The 17,712-nt window shown below is 71.8% G+C and carries 16 protein-coding genes; 8 read left to right on the top strand and 8 right to left on the bottom strand.

Annotated elements, in window-relative coordinates; translation table 11 throughout:
* Window positions 1–237 precede the first annotated feature (237 nt).
* A complete protein-coding gene (locus tag SD626R_RS15090; RefSeq protein ID WP_092567141.1) occupies window positions 238–450 on the top strand; it encodes a DUF8131 family protein in 213 nt (70 codons plus the stop codon).
* A gap of 29 nt (window positions 451–479) precedes the next feature.
* Window positions 480–2,915, top strand: a complete 2,436-nt coding sequence (locus SD626R_RS15085) for a heavy metal translocating P-type ATPase (RefSeq protein WP_092567140.1) — start codon at window positions 480–482, stop codon at window positions 2,913–2,915.
* A gap of 7 nt (window positions 2,916–2,922) precedes the next feature.
* On the opposite strand, the gene SD626R_RS15080 is transcribed toward SD626R_RS15085, so the two are convergent.
* The 4 genes from SD626R_RS15080 to SD626R_RS15065 all read right to left on the bottom strand — a co-directional run bounded on the left by SD626R_RS15080 (window position 2,923) and on the right by SD626R_RS15065 (window position 5,702).
* Window positions 2,923–3,165 carry an Rdx family protein gene (locus SD626R_RS15080; RefSeq protein WP_092567139.1) on the bottom strand — a complete coding sequence of 81 codons (243 nt, stop codon included), beginning with the start codon at window positions 3,163–3,165 and terminating at the stop codon, window positions 2,923–2,925.
* Between the two features lie 68 nt (window positions 3,166–3,233).
* Window positions 3,234–4,637, bottom strand: coding sequence for a heme o synthase (locus tag SD626R_RS15075; RefSeq protein WP_092567138.1), 1,404 nt, complete (start codon window positions 4,635–4,637; stop codon window positions 3,234–3,236).
* A gap of 85 nt (window positions 4,638–4,722) precedes the next feature.
* On the bottom strand, window positions 4,723–5,184 hold the full coding sequence (locus SD626R_RS15070) for an FAD synthase family protein (protein WP_092567137.1): 462 nt from the start codon (window positions 5,182–5,184) through the stop codon (window positions 4,723–4,725).
* Window positions 5,181–5,702 carry a Mov34/MPN/PAD-1 family protein gene (locus SD626R_RS15065; protein WP_092567136.1) on the bottom strand — a complete coding sequence of 174 codons (522 nt, stop codon included), beginning with the start codon at window positions 5,700–5,702 and terminating at the stop codon, window positions 5,181–5,183. Before SD626R_RS15065 ends, SD626R_RS15070 begins: the two co-directional genes overlap by 4 nt.
* A 164-nt stretch (window positions 5,703–5,866) precedes the next feature.
* On the opposite strand from SD626R_RS15065, the gene SD626R_RS15060 reads away from it, so the two are divergent.
* A complete protein-coding gene (locus SD626R_RS15060) occupies window positions 5,867–7,813 on the top strand; it encodes a Hef-associated nuclease (RefSeq protein WP_092567135.1) in 1,947 nt (648 codons plus the stop codon).
* 30 nt (window positions 7,814–7,843) lie between these two features.
* Here the strand turns inward: SD626R_RS15060 and SD626R_RS15055 are convergent, their stop codons facing one another.
* Both SD626R_RS15055 and SD626R_RS15050 read right to left on the bottom strand, forming a co-directional pair.
* On the bottom strand, window positions 7,844–9,598 hold the full coding sequence (locus SD626R_RS15055; RefSeq protein WP_241996807.1) for a phospholipase D-like domain-containing protein: 1,755 nt from the start codon (window positions 9,596–9,598) through the stop codon (window positions 7,844–7,846).
* 66 nt (window positions 9,599–9,664) lie between these two features.
* Entirely contained in the window at window positions 9,665–11,173 is a 1,509-nt protein-coding gene (locus SD626R_RS15050; protein ID WP_092567134.1) for a HEAT repeat domain-containing protein, read from the bottom strand.
* Window positions 11,174–11,431: 258 nt separating this feature from the next.
* Between SD626R_RS15050 and dpsA the strand changes: the two genes are divergently transcribed.
* On the top strand, window positions 11,432–11,980 hold the full coding sequence (gene dpsA / locus SD626R_RS15045; RefSeq protein ID WP_092567133.1) for a DNA starvation/stationary phase protection protein DpsA: 549 nt from the start codon (window positions 11,432–11,434) through the stop codon (window positions 11,978–11,980).
* 120 nt (window positions 11,981–12,100) lie between these two features.
* On the opposite strand, the gene SD626R_RS15040 is transcribed toward dpsA, so the two are convergent.
* Window positions 12,101–12,514 carry an Lrp/AsnC family transcriptional regulator gene (locus SD626R_RS15040; RefSeq protein WP_092567132.1) on the bottom strand — a complete coding sequence of 138 codons (414 nt, stop codon included), beginning with the start codon at window positions 12,512–12,514 and terminating at the stop codon, window positions 12,101–12,103.
* A 96-nt stretch (window positions 12,515–12,610) separates the two neighbouring features.
* Here SD626R_RS15040 and carA point away from each other — a divergent pair, with 96 nt between their 5' ends.
* Together carA and surE are read left to right on the top strand one after the other, a co-directional pair.
* Window positions 12,611–13,672 (top strand): glutamine-hydrolyzing carbamoyl-phosphate synthase small subunit, encoded by a 1,062-nt coding sequence (gene carA / locus SD626R_RS15035; RefSeq protein WP_092567131.1) that lies wholly within the window; start codon window positions 12,611–12,613, stop codon window positions 13,670–13,672.
* Between the two features lie 186 nt (window positions 13,673–13,858).
* Window positions 13,859–14,773 carry a 5'/3'-nucleotidase SurE gene (gene surE, locus SD626R_RS15030; RefSeq protein ID WP_092567130.1) on the top strand — a complete coding sequence of 305 codons (915 nt, stop codon included), beginning with the start codon at window positions 13,859–13,861 and terminating at the stop codon, window positions 14,771–14,773.
* A 42-nt stretch (window positions 14,774–14,815) separates the two neighbouring features.
* Here the strand turns inward: surE and SD626R_RS15025 are convergent, their stop codons facing one another.
* On the bottom strand, window positions 14,816–15,043 hold the full coding sequence (locus tag SD626R_RS15025) for a hypothetical protein (protein WP_092567129.1): 228 nt from the start codon (window positions 15,041–15,043) through the stop codon (window positions 14,816–14,818).
* A gap of 354 nt (window positions 15,044–15,397) precedes the next feature.
* Here SD626R_RS15025 and SD626R_RS15020 point away from each other — a divergent pair, with 354 nt between their 5' ends.
* Both SD626R_RS15020 and SD626R_RS15015 read left to right on the top strand, forming a co-directional pair.
* On the top strand, window positions 15,398–17,170 hold the full coding sequence (locus tag SD626R_RS15020) for a glutamate--tRNA ligase (RefSeq protein ID WP_092567128.1): 1,773 nt from the start codon (window positions 15,398–15,400) through the stop codon (window positions 17,168–17,170).
* 99 nt (window positions 17,171–17,269) lie between these two features.
* Window positions 17,270–17,599 carry a 4Fe-4S dicluster domain-containing protein gene (locus SD626R_RS15015; protein ID WP_092567127.1) on the top strand — a complete coding sequence of 110 codons (330 nt, stop codon included), beginning with the start codon at window positions 17,270–17,272 and terminating at the stop codon, window positions 17,597–17,599.
* Window positions 17,600–17,712: the final 113 nt, after the last annotated feature.

The following is a 17,712-nucleotide window of genomic DNA, read 5'->3' as shown; positions in this document are numbered from 1 at the left end:
AATAGATGTACACCCACGCGAGCAGCAGGATGACGAAGTAGATCCCGATGAGCGTGAGCGTCCCGATCGGATCGAACTCCGCGTCCCCCTCACCGCCCGCCTCGCCCGTCGCGTTGCGTGCGGTCTCGGTTTGTCCCATGGATCGCGGTAGTTCACACCCGAATATATACGATTCATCCGTTCCCAAGCCGTGGGAATCTTGCCGTTATCTATGACGTGACCGCGCCACGTTCGGGTATGAACTTCACACTCCAGCGGGCCCTGCTCCTCGTGTTGGGCGGCCTCGTCCCGGCAGCGGTGTTCCTCGTCGACCGCGCGGCGATTGTCGTCGGCGTCACGCTGATCAACGTCCTGATAATCTACGGGAGCCTCCGGGTCGCGACCGGCGGCTCCCGGCGGTTCAGTCCGGACGCGAACGGATCAGACGCGAGCGGACCCGACGAGGCGTAGGACGCGGCGCCGAGCGCCCATCTCCACCCATGTCGCACTGCACCCTCTGTGACCTCCCGACCGGGGACGACCCCCACACCGCTCCCGACGTCGACGGCGAGTTCTGCTGTCGCGGCTGCCTCGCCGTCGCCAGGTCGCTGGACGATGTCGACGACCGCGAGGAGCTCGACGAGCGACGCCCCGAGGCGGAGCCCGACGAGGCGTTCGACGGCGAGACGGCGTTCCTCCACGTCGACGGGATGCACTGCGCGACCTGCGAGTCGTTCCTGGAACTGACCGCTGGCGAGCGCGAGGGCGTCGCGGCCGCCGAGGCGAGCTACGCCACCGACACGGTCCGCGTCGATTACGACCCCGACGTCGTGAGCGCCGACGAGCTCGCCGAGGGGCTCTCCGTCGCGGGGTACACCGCGAGCGACCGGGCCGACCCCGACGACGCCGGCGACGACGGCGTCGTCCGCTTCCTGATCGGCGGCGGCTTCTTCGGGATGATGGCGATGCTGTGGTACGTCCTCTTCCTCTATCCGACCTACTTCGGGTACGAGCCGATCGTCGACCTCGGCGGCGTCTCGGGCACGTACCTGTTCGCGCAGGTGTGGGTGTTCGCCTCGATCGTCCTCTTTTACACCGGCTACCCGATCCTGCGGGGCGCCTACGTGAGCCTCCGAGCGCGGCGGCCGAACATGGACCTGCTGGTGTCGCTGGCGGCGGGGAGCTCGTACGCGTACAGCACGCTCGCGCTGCTCGTCGGCCGCACCGACCTCTACTTCGACGTGACGATCGCCGTGATCCTGGTCGTCACCGCCGGCAACCGCTACGAGTCGCTGATCAAGCGGCGCGCGACCGGGATGCTCTCCGAGCTGACGACCGCCGGCGACCGGACGGTCCGCACCGAGTCCGGCGAGACCGTCGCGGCCGAGGCGGTCGATCCCGGTGACCGGCTCCTCGTGCGCCCCGGCGAGCGCGTCCCCTTCGACGGGACGGTCGCCGAGGGGACCGCCGCCGTCGACGAGGCGCTCGTCACGGGCGAGTCGCTCCCGGCGACGAAGCGGGAGGGCGACGCGGTCCGCGGGGGCACCGTCGTCACCGACGCGCCGGTCGTCGTCGAGGTCGGTGAGGACGCGACGAGCACGCTCGACACACTCGTGCGGCTGCTGTGGGAGATCCAGAGCTCGCGATCGGGCGTTCAGCGGCTCGTCGACCGGCTCGCGACCGCCTTCGTCCCGCTCGTCGTCGCGGTCGCCGTCGTCGGGGCCGGCGCCACGTTCGCGCTCGGGGCGGCGCCCGTCGACGCCGCGCTGGTCGGGCTCACGGTGCTCATCGTCTCGTGCCCGTGCGCGCTGGGGCTCGCGACCCCCCTCGCGATCGCCGCCGGGATCCGCGACGCGGCCCGGCGCGGGATCGTGATCGTCTCGGACGCCGTCTTCGAGGAGGCGGCCGACGTCGACACCGTGGTGCTCGACAAGACAGGCACGCTCACCGACGGCGAGATGCGGCTCGTCGACACGGTCACCGAGGGCGCGTCGCCCGACGAGGTGCGCCGCCGGGCGGCGGCGGTCGAGCGCGCCTCCGCACACCCGATCGCGGAGGCGATCGTCGCGGCCGCGGACGACGCGGTCGACGCGGCCGATCCGACGCCCGCGACCGACGGCGGCGCGGCGCGGGCGGCCGGAACGAGCGCTCCCGACGACGGGGACGACGACGCGCCCCCGTCGGTCGCCGACATCTCCGTCACCGACGTGACCGTCTCGGACCGGGGCGTCCGCGGCCGGATCGACGGCGACGCGGTCGTCGTCGGTCACCGGTCGCTGTTCGACGGGGCGGCGTGGGCCGTGCCGGCGTCGCTGGACGCGGCCGGCGAGGCGGCCCGGGCGGACGGGCGCGTTCCCGTCTTCGTCGGCTGGGCGGGCGCGGCCGTCGGCGTCCTCGCCGTCGGCGACGAAGTCCGAGACGGCTGGAGCGAGGTCGTCGCCGACCTCGCCGAGGGCGGGCGACGCGTCGTGGTGCTCACGGGCGACGCGCCCGAAGCGGCCCGGCGGTTCGAGGACCACCCGGCCGTCGACGAGGTCTTCGCGGCGGTGCCCCCGGAGGCGAAGGCGGAGACGGTCAGACGGATCGCGGCGACTGAGCGCGTCGCCATGGTCGGCGACGGGAGCAACGACGCCCCCGCGCTCGCCGCGGCCGACCTCGGCGTCTCGATCGCGAGCGGGACCGACCTGGCGGCCGACGCCGCGGACGCCGTCCTCCTGGAGGACCGCCTTGCGGCGATCCCGGAGTTGTTCGCGGTCACGCGCGGGACGAACCGGCGGCTCAGACAGAACCTCGGCTGGGCGTTCGCCTACAACGCGGCGGCGATCCCGATGGCGCTCGCCGGCGTGCTCAACCCCCTGCTCGCCGCGCTGGCGATGGCGACGAGCAGCGTCCTCGTGGTGACGAACTCGGCGCGGGCGGTCTATACCGACGAGTGACGACCCGTCACGCCGTCGCGCCGACGTGCGGCCTGACGGCGCGCACGATGGCGTCGACGTCGTACTCGTCTTCGGTCTTGTCGAAGACGACCTCGCCGCCCGCGCGGACGACGAACACGCCGTCGTCGCCGGTGATCAGCGCGACCTCGTCGAGCTCTTCGCCGAACTGTTTGAGCAGCGCCGCCGAGACGTCCTGAGCGCGGTTCAACATGCCGCACGGTACGCAGTACTCGACCTCGACTCGGGTCATACGGGTCTCGGTTCGCGCCGAACGGGGTTAAGTCCGCGCGGTGCGCTCGCCTCCTCGTCTCTCCCTCGTCAGACCACGAGCGCGTCGAAGACGACGGCGAACAGCAGCAGGCCGAGGTAGGCGTTCGAGGCGTGGAACGCGCGGAACGCCGCCGATTCCGTCTGCTCGTAGTGCAGCCGGACGACCGCCCACAGGAACACCGCGCCGAGGGCGACGCCGACCGCGGCGTAGAGCGCGCCGAGCGGCTCGGCGACGGCCGCGAGCGCGACCGCCGCGACGAGGGTCGCGCCGAGGTACCAGACGATGTGCCGGCGCGTCGCCGTCTCGCCGCGGACGACGGGCATCATCGGGAAGCCGCCGCGCTCGTAGTCGTCCTTGTAGGCCAACGCGAGGTTGTAGAAGTGCGCGGGCGTCCACAGGAAGATGACCAGCGCGAGCAGCAGCCCGCCGCCGCCGACCTCGCCGGTCACCGCCGCCCAGCCGATGAGCGCCGGGAGCGCGCCCGCCGCGCCGCCGATGACGGTGTTCTGCACCGTGTTCGGCTTCAACACGAGCGTGTAGACGACGCTGTAGAACAGGATCGCGACCAGCCCGAGGACGGCCGTCAACGGGTTCACCGTCCAGAAGAGGCCGAGGGAGACGGCCGCCAGCGACAGCCCGAACGCGAGCGCGTTGCGCACCGGGACGAGGTCGGTCGCCAGCGGGCGGTCGTTGGTCCGCTGCATCCGCCTGTCGATGTCGCGCTCGAAGACGTGGTTGAACGTCCCGGAGGCGCCGATCGAGAGCGCGCCGCCCGCGAGCGTCGCGGCCACGACGTACGGGGTGAACCCCGACCCCCCGGCCAGCGCCATCGCCGCGGCGGCGACGAGGCAGAGCAGCCACATCAGGCGGGGCTTCATCAGCCGGAAGTAGGCGGCCGCGGTCGCCTTCAGCCGCGGCACCGTCGCCGTCGGCACCTCGGCCTCCGGCGCCTCTTCGACCGGCGGGAGGTCGTCCGTCCCCGGCTGGAAGTCGACGGGAGCGTCGTCGGCGACGCCGGTCTCGGCCTCCAGCCACCACGCGAGCGCGGCCAGGACGGCGCCGAAGATCGTCACGCCCAGCAGGAGGTGGACGGGCCCCAGCGAGGCGGGGAGATCGCCGAGGGCGACGAGCGCGCCGACGCCGGCCTGCGCCGGGAACAGCAGGAGGGCGGCCGCGAGGGCGCCGCGGACGCGACGGCTCGCCCCGTCGCGCCACGCGAGCGCGACCGACAGGACCACGAGGGCGCCGACGACGGCGGCGACCGCCCGGTGGCCGAGCGCGATCCAGCCGGCGGTCTCGCTAGGGAGCGCGGCCCCGCCGCCGCAGAGCGGCCAGCCGGAGCAGGCGGCCGCCGCCTCCGTGAGCGAGGTCGTGGCGCCGACGACGAGCAGGAGGTACACGCCCATCGCCGTCGCCGCGAGGACCGCGGGGAATCGGTCGGGTATCGTCACTTGCACGAATTTGGGTGCGGATCCATATATGTCCCGCGCTTCGGCGGATCCGCCGGGATCGGGACGCCTCACCGCCCGCCGCCGGTTATCGGCGACCGTCCTCGTCGCCCTCGGCCGACCGCCCGCGCCGCCGGAGGACGTGGTCGACGATGTCGCCGCTGGAGAGCAGCTCCTCGTCGTACCGCGGCTCCCGCCCCGACGCCCGCTCGACGCGGCAGTCGATGTCGCGGGCGGCGAGCGCCTCGGCGATCCCCGCCTCGTCGTGGTGCTGGTCGTAGCCCAGCACGATCACGTCCGGGTCGAGCCGCTCGATCGGGACGAACACGTCCTCCGGGTCCCCGAGGTGCGCCTCGTCGACCGCGTCGAGGGCGGCCACCATGTCGCGCCGCTGGCGGGCGCAGAGGATCGGCTCGGGCTTGTGCGTGACGTTGGCGCGGCGGGCGACGATGGCGTGGAGCTCGTCGCCGCGCGCCGCCGCGTCCTCGAGGTAGTGGACGTGGCCGGGGTGGAGCAGGTCGAACGTCCCCTGCGCGACGACCCGCGTCATCTGAACCACGAGAGGAAGCCGCCGCCGTCGCGGTTCTCCTCGACGATCTCCGCGTCGATGTCCTCCTGGGTAAAATCGAAGAAGTGCTCGTCGGGCACCTCCACGTCGAGCACGTCGAGGGTCGTCTGGTTCCCCTCGTTGTCGAACGCCTTCCAGTCGCCCCAGCCGTACGGCGCGCCGACGATGATATGGACCTCGCCCTGCCCGAACGTCGCCAGGTCGGCCGCGCTCGGTCGGAGCGCCCCGTTCGGGTGCGAGTGGACGGACCCCACGGCCCGCATGTCGTTCGGCTTCATGTGGGTGCGCACGCTCGCGCTCGTCGGGTTCGACTCGGTGCCCGGGATGACGAGCACGTCGGTGATCACCTGTCCGTCTCGGTCGATATCGAGCTTCCGGGCGTCGTCCGCGCGGAGGAACCCCATGTACTCGTTGGGGTGGGTCTCCTCGCTCGCCTCGAGGACGAACTCCATCGTCTCTCGGGCGATCCCGAGGAGCTCGCCCGAGCGGAACAGTCGCATACGCCAGCGAAGGCGCCGTCGCCTCATAGGGGTTCCGGACCGCGCGACGGCGCGCTCGCGCCGCACTCGACGACGGGGGCGATCGCGCGGCACCGCCTCGCGCGTCGAGACCGGCCGAGACGCGAGAGAACAGCCTTAACACCGGCCGTTCCCGATACCGTTACATGAGCGAGAACTCCGCCGGGGATTCCGGCACGCGGGGCGATTCGAGCCCCGAACCCGACGCCGCCGCGGCGAAGGGGGCGGCCGACGACCGGCCGACCGTCTACGACCTGGCGCCCGACTGCACCCTCGAAGACGCCGAGACCGACGCGCTGTACCACGCCGAGGTCAACGGCGTCGTCGACTACGGCGTCTTCGTCGACGTCTCGGACGCCCTTTCTGGGCTCGTCCACGAGTCGAACCTCGACGGCGACTACGCGGTCGGCGACCGGCTGGTCGTCCGGCTGACCGAAGTGAAGGAGAACGGCGACGTCGCGTTCGACGACGAGGCCGTCGACGACTACCGAACCGAGACCGTCGCCCACGAGCCGACCATCTCCCGCGTCCGCGGGCTCTCGCCCGGCGACGAGGTCACCGTCGAGGGCGAGGTCGTCCAGGCGAAACAGACCGGCGGCCCGACGATCTTCGCCGTCGCCGACGCCTCCGGCGTCGTCTCCTGCGCCGCCTTCGAGGAGGCCGGCGTCCGCGCGTACCCGGAGATCTCCGTCGGTGACATGGTCCACGTCAGCGGCGCCGTCGAGACCCGCGAGAACGCCCTCCAGCTGGAGGTCGACTCGCTGAAGCGACTTCCCGACGAGCGCGCCGCGGAGGCCCGCGAGCAGTTCGAGGCCGCCCTCGACGAGCGGGCCGCGCCGGCCGACGTCGACCCGCTCGTCGAGTGGGACGCGTTCGAGCCGATCCACGAGGACCTGCGCGAGCTGGCCCGGCTCCTCCGCCGGACCGTCCTCTCCGGGCGCCCGATCCGCGTCCGCCACCACGCCGACGGCGACGGCATGTGCGCGGCGATCCCGGTCCAGCTCGCCTTAGAGAACTTCGTCCAGGAGGTCCACGAGGACCCCGACGCGGCGCGTCACCTGTTCAAGCGGCTCCCGAGCAAGGCGCCGTACTACGAGATGGAGGACGTGACCCGCGACCTCAACTTCGCGCTGGAGGGCCGAGCCCGCCACGGCCAGAAGCTCCCCTTCCTGCTGATGCTCGACAACGGGTCGACCGAGGAGGACGTCCCGGCCTACGAGAACCTCGCGCACTACGACATCCCCATCGCGGCCGTCGACCACCACCACCCCGACCCAGAGGCGGTCGAGCCGCTGCTCGACGCCCACGTCAACCCCTACCTCCACGGCGAGGACTACCGGGTCACGACGGGGATGATGTGCGTCGAGCTCGCCCGGCTGATCGACCCGTCGATCACCGAGGAGCTCGAACACGTCCCCGCGGTCGCCGAGCTCTCCGACCGCTCGAAGGCCGAGGCGATGGACGATTACATCGCGCTCGCCGAGAACGCGGGCTACGACGAGTCCGACCTGCTCGATATCGGCGAGGCGCTCGACTACGCCGCCCACTGGCTGCGCTACTCCGAGGGGAAGACACTCGTCAACGACGCGCTGAACGTGGGCTGCGAGGACGAAGGGCGCCACGAGGAGCTGGTCGAGTTCCTCTCCGAGCGCGCCGAGCGCGACGTCGACCGCCAGCTCGACGCGCTCGACGACCACGTCGAGCACGAGCGGCTCGCCTCCGGCGCGCACCTCTACCGGATCGACCTCGACGAGTACGCCCACCGGTTCACCTACCCGGCGCCCGGCAAGACGACCGGCGAGCTCCACGACGCCCGCGTCACGGAGACGGGCGACCCCGTCATCACGATCGGCTACGGCCCCGACTTCTGCGTGCTCCGGTCCGACGGGGTCCGGCTCGACATCCCGAACATGGTGACCGAGCTGAACGAGGAACTCCCGGAGGCCGGCGTCTCCGGCGGCGGCCACCTCGTCGTCGGCTCGATCAAGTTCGTGAAGGGCCGCCGGAGCGCGGTCATCGAGGCCCTCGTCGAGAAGATGGCCGAGGCGGAGATCGACGAGGCGCTCTCGTCGACGGCCGCGCTCGACGACTGAGGCGCTCTTCAGGGCGATCCCCCGCGGGAGTCACGCGAAGGTCACCTCCCGGCGCGCGACGAGGCCGGCGCCGGCGACGACGACCGCGAGTCCGCCCGCGAACCCGACCGGCAGGTGGACCCCGCCGCCGCGCCAGTCGGCCGCGTAGGCGCGAGCGTAGAAGTCGGCCACGGCCTCGCTCTCGACCGCGAGCAACACCTCTCTGTTCTCCGTCGCGGCGCCCGCGTTCCAGTTGAGGCTCCCGACGACCGCGGCGTCGTCGATCACGACTCCCTTCGCGTGGACCTTCCCGTACCGGCCGCGCGGCTCCGCGACGGCGACCGCGATCGGCTCGTCCGCGAGCGACTCGGCGAGCGCGCGGTTCTCCTCCCGGTCGTACCACGCGTTCGACAGCAGCAGGTGGACGTCGACGCCGCGGTCGGCCGCCCGCCGGAGCGCCCGGACGAGCCGGTTGTCCGGGCCGCCCGTCCGCGGAACCAGCGCCAGCACCCGGTCGTCGGCGGCGTCGATCCGGGCGACCAGCCGGTCGGCGGCGTTCCCGGGCGTCGTCAGGAGCTCGACCTCCGCGGCCCTCGGCGTCGGCGCCTCGAACCGCGTCGGGTAGCTCCCGTTCGCGACGCCCCCGTCGTGGAACTCGGCGTCGGCGCGGAAGGCCGCCCACGACCGCGCGTCGGGCGCCGCGGCGTCGGCGCGGAACAGGGCGGCGAGGTCGTCCGCGGCCGTCGCGCCGGCGGTCGCGGACCGCGGCGTCCCGGTGACGACGCCCCACCCGCGGTTGGTCCGGCCGCCGGTGCCCGAGGCCTTCCAGTTCTCCGTGAGGACCACCGCGCGGTCGTCCGCGACGGCGTACTTCGCGTGATGGAAGCGGAACCGCTCGGGGTCGCCGTCGAGGACGCGCACCTCGACGCCGGCGGCGGCGACCCGGTCGAGGAGCCGGGCGCTCCGCGCGGAGAACCCGCCCACCGGCGACCCCTCGACGAGGACGCGGGCCTCGACGCCGCGGTCGGCGGCGGCGACGAGCAGGTCGACGACGCGCTCGGACCCCAGCGTGTAGCCGGCGAGCAGCAGGCGGTCCTCGGCCTCGCGGAGCGGCTCGACGGGCCGCCCCGGGCTGTCCGGTAGCACGAACGGGGTCACGGTGGCGTCTCCCGTTCGGACCGCGGGCCGCGGATCGTACCCCCGCGGCCGCCACTCGCCCCAGTCCGCACGCCATCGATGCCCCTCGGGCGCGCGGTCGTAGTCGACCACGGCGACCGCCGTCCCGTTCCGACGGAGCGCGATCCGGTCGCCGGACGCGGCCAGCGGGAAGTGGCCGTCGAGCGCGCGGAGTTCGGGGGTTCCGGCGCCGTCGTCGTGGGCGCCGTAGACACCGACTGCGGTCTCGTCGTCGAGCAGCGGCGTCGTGTTCGCGGGGTCGTTCGACAGGGCGACGACCCCCCTCGCGTCCGCCGGGATGTCCGCCTCGTAGTAGCCGTCAGAGAGCGACCAGTTCCCGCGCTCCGGGAGCCGGACGACGAGGTACTCACCGCGGTTCTCCGCCGCCGTCGGGTTCGGGAACAGCTCGAGGATCCGCGGCTGCTCCGCCACGAGGGTCCGGTTCCGCGGCTCGTCGCTCGATCGATCGACGTCGGCGATCGAGTCGTTGCCGGCGTCATCCGCCGCTGCCGCGCCGGTCGCGGCGGCCGTCAGGACGAGTAGCCCGAGCGCGACGGCGGCGACGCTCGCGACGGCGGCGACGACGCTGGTGGCCGAGTCGGTCGCGAGACGGGACGGCACAACTGACACGGGGGGTCTGCCCGCGGTATCGAATAAAAGGCGTCGGGCGGGACGCCCGACGGTCAGGCGGACGAGTCAGGCGGTCGCCGACGCCGCGTCGAGCGAGCGCTCGGCCTTCTCGGCCTCGGTGGAGATAACAAACGACCGCTCGTCGGCGTACTCAGCGACGGTCTCGAGGGCGTCGCGGGTGCCGATCTGGCGGAGCGCCCAGCCGGCCGCGGCGCGCACGTCGTCAGAGCCGTCGCCGGCGAGCACGTCCGCGAGCGGGTCGACCGCGCGGGCGTCGCCGATGAGGCCGAGCGCGCGCGCCGCGTGGGGACGCACGAGCTCCTCGGTGTCGTCGTCGACGAGCGCGTTCGCGAGCGGCTGGACCGCCTCGCTCGCCCCGATCTCGCCGAGCGCCTTGAACGTCGCCTTCTGGAGCTGCGGGTTCGACTCCTCGGGGACGTACCCCACGAGGGTCTCCGTCGCCTCGTCGGCGGCCATCTTCCCGAGGATGCGGATCGCGAACTGGTCGCGCTTCTCCGCGCGACCGAGCAGCTCCTCCACGGAGGCCTCGGTCTTCCCGCGCTTGCCCATACGTTCGAACGCTTCGAGGCAGTGGCGCTCCATGAAATCGGAGGTGAGCGAGTCGAGCGCGAGCAGGACCATGTCGACGTTGCCGCGCGTCTCGTGCTCCTTCAGCGCGGCCCACTCCACCGGGAAGTCCTTGTAGTGGCCGAGCACGTCGTAGTACCCCTGCGCGCGGAGCTGCTCGTGGGTCTCCAAGTCGTCCCACTCCTCGGCGTCGTCGAGGCCGGCCTCCAGGTCGTCCGTCGCCTGGACGAGCGCGGCGATCGTCTCCGCGTCGTCGTCGGGGTCGAGGGCGGCGTCCGCGACGCCCGCCGCGACGGCGTCGAGCGCGGCGACGAGAACGGTGACGCGGTCGTCGTTGGCGCCGGCGTCGTCGGTCTCGTCGTCCCCGGTCTCGTCGTTCTCGGCCTCGTCGCCCGCGTCGGCGGCCGCGCCGTCGGTGTCGCTCTCGTCGCCTCCGTCCGGGTCCGCCTCGATCGCGTCCGGGTCCGCCTCGATCGCGTCCGCGTCCACCTCGTCGTCGACCGCGTCGGCGGCCGCCTCGACGAAGGCGCTCACCGCGTCGGCCGCGTCGTCGCGGCCGGCGGCGGTCCACTCGGTCCCTTCGAGCGTCGCCTCGGCGCTCTCGATCGCGTCGACGACGTCCTCGGCGTAGGGGCCGCGCGCCGCCTCGACGCCCTCGCGCAGCTCGGCGACGCGGTCTTCGAGGTCGCCGCGCGGGTCGTCGATGTCCTCGTCGTCCTCATCCGGCTCGGGGAGGCCGGCCTCCTCGATCCCCGTCTCGGCGTCGTCGAGGAGGGCGTCGACGTCGTCGAGGTCCGCCTCGGTCTCGGCGTCGTCGAGGAGCGCCGCGATCTCGTCGAGGTACTCGTTCAGGGACTCCTCGGTCGCTTCGTCGGGAAGCGCCGGCGCGGCGGCCGCGTCCGTCGACTCGCCGGCGCCCTCCTCCGCGTCGTCCGCGGCGTCGGCCTCCTCGGAGGCGTCGGCCGGGTCGTCGTCGCCGTTGCTCATACACCACGAACTGCGCGCGTAGTCCATTAAGACGTTTCCCTTCGCGGGCGGACGAGCACGCCTTTCGGAGGGGGCCGACGCCGGTGCGCTGGCCCCGAAGAGCGGGACCGACGGCGATCCCGGACCGAACGGCGCACGCCGATCGCCGTGACGTGGCCATTGATATGGGCGATCTGAGAAAATATTTTTCGATATATAGAATTCTGATTACCATCGTGGAAACAGTTAAGTGCCCCACGCGCGTACGTAGAGGTAGACATGAGTACCCAGAAAGAGGCACGTCAACGCTACGGAGACGTTCACGAGAGCGAAGCGCTACGCGTTCCCGAGGAGAAGGCCGAGCAGCTCGTCGACGCGCTCAACACCGACCTCGCGGCGACGTACGTCCTCTACCACCAGGTGAAGAAGCACCACTGGCTCGTCGAGGGCGCCGAGTTCCACGACATCCACGTCTACCTCGGCGAGGTCGCTGAGGACCTCGAGGAAGGCGCAGACGTGCTCGCCGAGCGCGCGCAGGCGCTCGGCGGCGTGCCGCTGTCGGGCGGCGCGAACTACGAGGAGCACGCGCCGGTGAGCCCGGAAGACGCCGACGCCTACGACATCCGGACGGGGCTGGAGAACGACCTGGAGATGTTCGGCGACATCACCGAGATGCTCCGCGAGCACATCCAGCTCGCCAACAACCTCGGCGACTACAACACCGAGGAGCAGCTCCGCGACATCCTCATGGACGTCGAGGAGCACGGCCACCACATCGAGCACTACCTGGAGGACGACACCCTCGTCACCCAGGCTACGCTCGAATAGACGCGTCGCGGCCGCCGCTTCCGACCGACGCACGGGCGCCCCTCGCTCGAACTCTCTCGTTCTTTTTCACCCGTCAGCGACGGTGCTAGCGGTTCGACCGACGGGAACTCCTCGCCGGGATCACCCGAGTCGTTCGTCCAGAATGAGCCGCGTCTTCGTCGACTTCACCTCGTCCATCTCGCGGGCCTGCGAGATGAGCTCGTTGACGGCGCGGGTGTCGACGGCGTCGACGACGAGGACGATGTCGTCCTCGCCCGACACCTGCCAGACGAAGTCCACCTCCTCCCACCCGATCATGCGCTCGCCGACCGCGGCGGTGTCGACGTTCATCTCCACCGAGATCTCGATCATTGCCTTCACGTTGCCCGTGCGGGTCGTGACGGTGAACCGCTCGATGACTCCCTCCTCGGTCATGCGGTCGACGCGGTTGCGCACCGTCCCCTCCGAGGTGCCGACTTGGTCGGCGATCTCCGTGTACGGAGTTCGCGCGTCCCGTCGCAGGATCGAGAGGATCCGACGGTCGAGGTCGTCCATACCCGACCTACTCCCCCCGGCGACTTACTCGTTACGAATATCGTAACGAATCTACGAACGACGCATTTATTACCCTTTACGCGTACGTTTCTCGTAATGTCGGACGCCTACATCGCGCTGGCCGACGGACGCGTGCTCGAAGCGCGCGCCCGCGCGCCGGGGCGCACCCGTGGCGAACTGGTGTTCACGACCGCGTACACCGGCTACGAGGAGTCGCTCACTGACCCCTCCTACGCCGAACAGATCCTCACCTTCTCGTACCCCCTGATCGGGAACTACGGCGTCCGAACCGAGCGGTTCGAGTCCGAATCGGTCCAGCCCCGCGCGGCGATCGCCCGCGAGCTGACCGACGACGTCGCCGAATGGCTCGCCGGCGAGGGCGTCCCGGCGGTCGACCACGTCGACACCCGCGAGATCGTCACGACCGTCCGCGAAGAGGGCGCGATGGCCTGCGGGATCGCCGCCGGTCCGGACGCGACCCCCGAGGACGCGGTCGCGGAGATGGAAGCGTGCGAGCCGATGAGCGCACATACCGACATCGGCGCGCAGGTGTCCGTGTCGGAGCCGACCGTCCACGAGGGCGGCGGCGCCGCCGACGTCGCGATGCTCGACTGCGGTGCGAAGGGCTCGATCATCTCCTCGCTCACAGAGCGCGGGGCCGATGTCCACGTGCTCCCGTACGACGCGACCCCCGAGGACGTCGCCGCGGTCGACCCCGACGTGCTCTTCGTCTCGAACGGCCCGGGCGACCCGGAGAACTTCGCCGCGGCCCACGAGGTCGTCGACGCCTTCGCCGGCGAGCTGCCGATGGCCGGCATCTGCCTCGGCCAGCAGGTGATCACGAGCGCGCTCGGCGGCTCGACCGAGAAGATGATGTTCGGCCACCGCGGCGTCAACCAGCCCGTCAGGGACCTCCGCACCGGGCGGGTCGTGATGACGACGCAGAACCACGGCTACACCGTCGACGACACCGGCCCGCTGGAGGTGACGCAGGTGAACGTCAACGACGACACCGTCGAGGGGCTCGACAGTGAGGAGCTCGACGTCATCACCCGCCAGTACCACCCCGAGGCGAACCCCGGCCCGCACGACTCGCTCGGCTTCTTCGACGAGGTGCTGGAGCTGGCGGAGGCGACGCCGCACGTCGCCGCGGACTGACCGTCGCCGACCGACCGTCGCCGGCGCCCGTCGCTCCGCGCTCGACGATCCCCGCTCTACCGTTCCCCTCCCGCTGACCGCCCCGGAGTACCACCCGCCCGACGCCTGCCGGTTCCCGCGTCGGATCCCCCGTTCTCATCGCCCGCGACCGGCGACGTTTTCCCCCGGCCAGACGCAGTGTCGCGCATGACTCTCGAGATCCTCCTCACCAACGACGACGGGATCGACGCCGTCGGGATCCGGGCGCTCTCGGACGCGCTCTCGCGCGAGCACGACGTGACGGTCGTCGCGCCGAAGCGGAACCAGTCCGGGGTCGGCGGCGCTCGGTCGTGGTGGGAGACCACCGTAGAGTACGCCGAAACGGACGCCGGCTACGCGGTCGAGGGCACCCCCGCCGACTGCGTCGCCGTCGCCGAGGTCGCGCTCGGGCTCGACCCGGACGTCGTCGTCTCCGGCTGCAACCACGGGCCGAACATCGGCGCGCACATCCTCGGGCAGTCCGGGACGGTCGGCGCCGCGATGGAGGCCGCCTTTCTCGGCACGCCCGCGATCGCCGCCTCGCTGTACGACCGCGGGAACCTCCCCGTCCCGCCGACGCTCGCCGCCGAGGACTTCGCGCTCGCCGCCGAGGCCGTCCTCGACCTGCTCGACCGCGCGGAGGAGCCGGCGGGCGACGCGAGCGACGGGGAGGGCGGCGACTCGGTCGCGCTCCCGTTCGACGCCGACGTGTTGAACGTCAACGCCCCGGCCGCGGACGACGAGGCCGCGAGCGACCCGACCTATCGGATCACGGAGCCCGCGCGCGGCTTCGACGTGATCGAATTCCGCCCGGGCGAGGAGGGGCCGGACGAGGAGAACGTTCCGGAGGGCTGGGAGTTCGGCGAGCGGCGCGGCGAGATGGGGATGGAGTTGCGCGACCGCTTCTGGCGGGAGTTCCTCCGCGGCGACGTCGCCGACGACCCGGGGTCGGACCGGCTCGCGGCGGTCGAGGGCGAGGTGAGCGTCTCCCCGCTGTCGTCGTCGCGGTCCGTCGCCGGCGACTGCGCGGGCGAGGTCGTCGCCGTCGGCGGAGAGGTACCCCGGCGAGCCGACGGGGACTGAGTCCGGGGCGCGAGCCGGGGTCGTTCCCCCGGAAGCGCCGGTCTATCGGCGTCGCCCCGGCCGCCGCGATCCGCCGGTGAACTCGCCCGCGAGCCGCCCGAGGTACCACACGAACAGCAGTCCCAGCAGGAGCCCGACGCCGAGGGCGGCGAGCAACTCCAGCGGCGTCGGGCTCCACTGGAGCGCGATGAGGGGCGGCGAGACGGCCACCAGGAGGAGGAAGCCGAGCTTGATCCTGCGGTTCCCCGCGTCGCGCTCCGCGTCCGACATGGGTCCTACCACGCCGACCCCTCCGCCGGCCGGAGGACGCCCCGAGTCGCGCCCGTGTTCATGCGTCACCCACGGCGCGACGCGACATCAACCCGGCGAACCGCGACTACATAAATCGCGCCTCCGGCGTGATAAGCCTCTCGACCGTTCACGGGCGTAAGGCCTCCCTAACGCGTCCGTCGAGCCGTGAACGGTCTCGGTCGTTTAAGTTCGTCCGCGCGCTGGTTTCGATTACCCCTACCCGCGGCCCCGCCGCGACCGTCCCGCCGACATCACCGTTCGCGCCTCGCACGGCGATCTCCCGTCGGCCGCCGTTCCGCGGCGCTTTTGAGCCGACCCCGACAACCGACGGGCATGGACGACGAACTCCGCGAGCGCGTCGAGGCGGCCGGCGAGGCCGCCGCGCTGTTCAACGCGCTCAAACACGGCAGCGACCCGGACGTGGGCGCTATCATGGGTCCCCTGATGGGCGAGAACCCCGAGTTCAGACCGCACGGCGACCAGATTCCGGGCGTCGTCGCGCCGGTCGTGAACCGGGTCGCCGGCATGGACGAGGCCGAGCGCCGGGAGCGGCTCGGCGAGCTCGCGCCCGAGAAGCTCGCGGAGCTGGAGGCCGACGACGAGGCGGACGAACACGTCCTCCCCGACCTCCCGAACGCCGGGGACGGCGCGGTCGTGATGCGCGCCGCGCCGAACCCGAACGGCCCGTGGCACGTCGGCCACGCCCGGATGCCCGCGGTCATCGGGACGTACAAGGAGCGCTACGACGGGGAGTTCATCTGCCGGTTCGACGACACGGACCCGGAGACGAAGCGACCCGACTTGGACGCGTACGACGCCATCCTGGAGGACATCGAGTACCTCGGCTTCGAGCCGGACCGGGTAATTCGCGCGTCCGACCGGCTGGAAACGTACTACGACCACGCCCGCGAGCTGATCGACCTCGGCGGCGCCTACACCTGCTCGTGTTCCGGCGACGACTTCTCCGAGCTGAAGAACGCGGGCGAGGCGTGTCCGCACCGCGGGAAGGACGCCGAGACGGTCCGCGAGGAGTTCGATGCCATGGTCGACGGCGAGTACGGCGCCGGCGAGATGGTGCTCCGCGTGCGGACCGATATCGAGCACAAGAACCCCGCGCTGCGCGACTGGGTCGCCTTCCGGATGATCGACACGCCGCACCCGCGCGAGGAGGCGGCCGACTACCGCTGTTGGCCCATGCTCGACTTCCAGTCCGGCGTCGACGACCACCTCACGGGCGTCACCCACATCATCCGCGGCATCGACCTCCAGGACTCCGCGAAGCGCCAGCGGTTCGTCTACGACTACTTCGGCTGGGAGTACCCCGAGGTGCTCCACTGGGGCCACGTCCAGGTCGACGAGTACGACGTGAAGCTGTCGACGTCGACGATCAAGCAACTCATCGCGGACGGCGAGCTGACCGGCTGGGACGACCCGCGCGCGCCGACCATCCGGTCGATGCGCCGCCGCGGGATTCAGGGGCGGGCGCTCGTCGACTCGATGACCGAACTCGGGATGTCCACCTCCGACGTCGACCTCGCGATGTCGTCCGTCTACGCGAACAACCGCGACCTGGTCGACGACGACGCGAACCGCTACTTCCTCGTCCGGGACCGCGAGGACGCGCCCGCCGCGGAGCTCCCGGTCGTCGACGGCGACGCGCCCGCGCCCGAGGCCGGCCACCCGCGATTCCACCCCGAACACCCGGACCGCGGCGAGCGCGAGGTGCCCGCCGGCCGCGTCGTCGTCGAGTCTCCCGACCTCCCCCCCGAGGGCGAGCGCGTCTGGCTCAAGGGGTACGGCCCCGTCCGCTACGAGGGCGACCGGTTAGTCTTCCTCGACGCCGACATCGAGATCGTCCGCGAGGGCGACGTGGACGTGATCCACTGGGCGCCCGCCGACGAGGGCCTCGAAACCCTCCTCCGCACGGTCGACGGCGACGTGCGCGGGATCGCCGAGCCCGCGCTCCCCGCGGTCGACCCCGACACGGTCGTCCAGTTCGTCCGCGTCGGCTTCGCCCGGATCGACGCGTTCGACCCCGCGGCGACCGACGAGCACGACGGCCCGGACGGCTCCGAGGACCTCGTGGCGTACTACGCGCACCCGTGACCCACGTCTGACCCGGCGACGCTGGCGGTCGCTCCGCCCCGCCGACCGAACGCCTTCGTCGCGGAGTTTAAACCCCCGACCGGCGAAGCGGGGGTAACGATGGCCATCGATCCGAACTTCGAACAGAGCCGGGAACAGGTCGGCGAGGAGGACGGCGTCGCCGTCTGGGGACCCGTCGAGCCGCCCGAGAAGCAGGGGATCCGCGGCACGCACGTCGCCGTCGACTTCGACATCTGTCTCGCCGACGGCGCCTGTCTGGAGGACTGTCCGGTCGACGTGTTCGAGTGGGTCGACACGCCCGGCCACCCCGAGTCGGAGCGGAAGGCGAACCCCGCCGACGAGGACCAGTGTATCGACTGCATGCTGTGCGTGGACGTGTGCCCGGTGGACGCTATCGACGTCGACCCCGGGCGCGAGAACCGGATCTGATCGGTCGGATTCGGTGGAGTAGGGACGCTCGTTGTATCTGCGGTCGTTGTTCGTTTATAAACACCTGCTGCTGGATCCCCGGTGAACCACCACAAATCCCCAGCCGGGAGGCG

Source organism: Halorubrum sp. SD626R (assembly GCF_001261915.1).
Classification (GTDB): domain Archaea; phylum Halobacteriota; class Halobacteria; order Halobacteriales; family Haloferacaceae; genus Halorubrum.
Note: the sequence above shows the minus strand (reverse complement) of the source record. Positions and strands in the feature narration are given on the sequence as shown.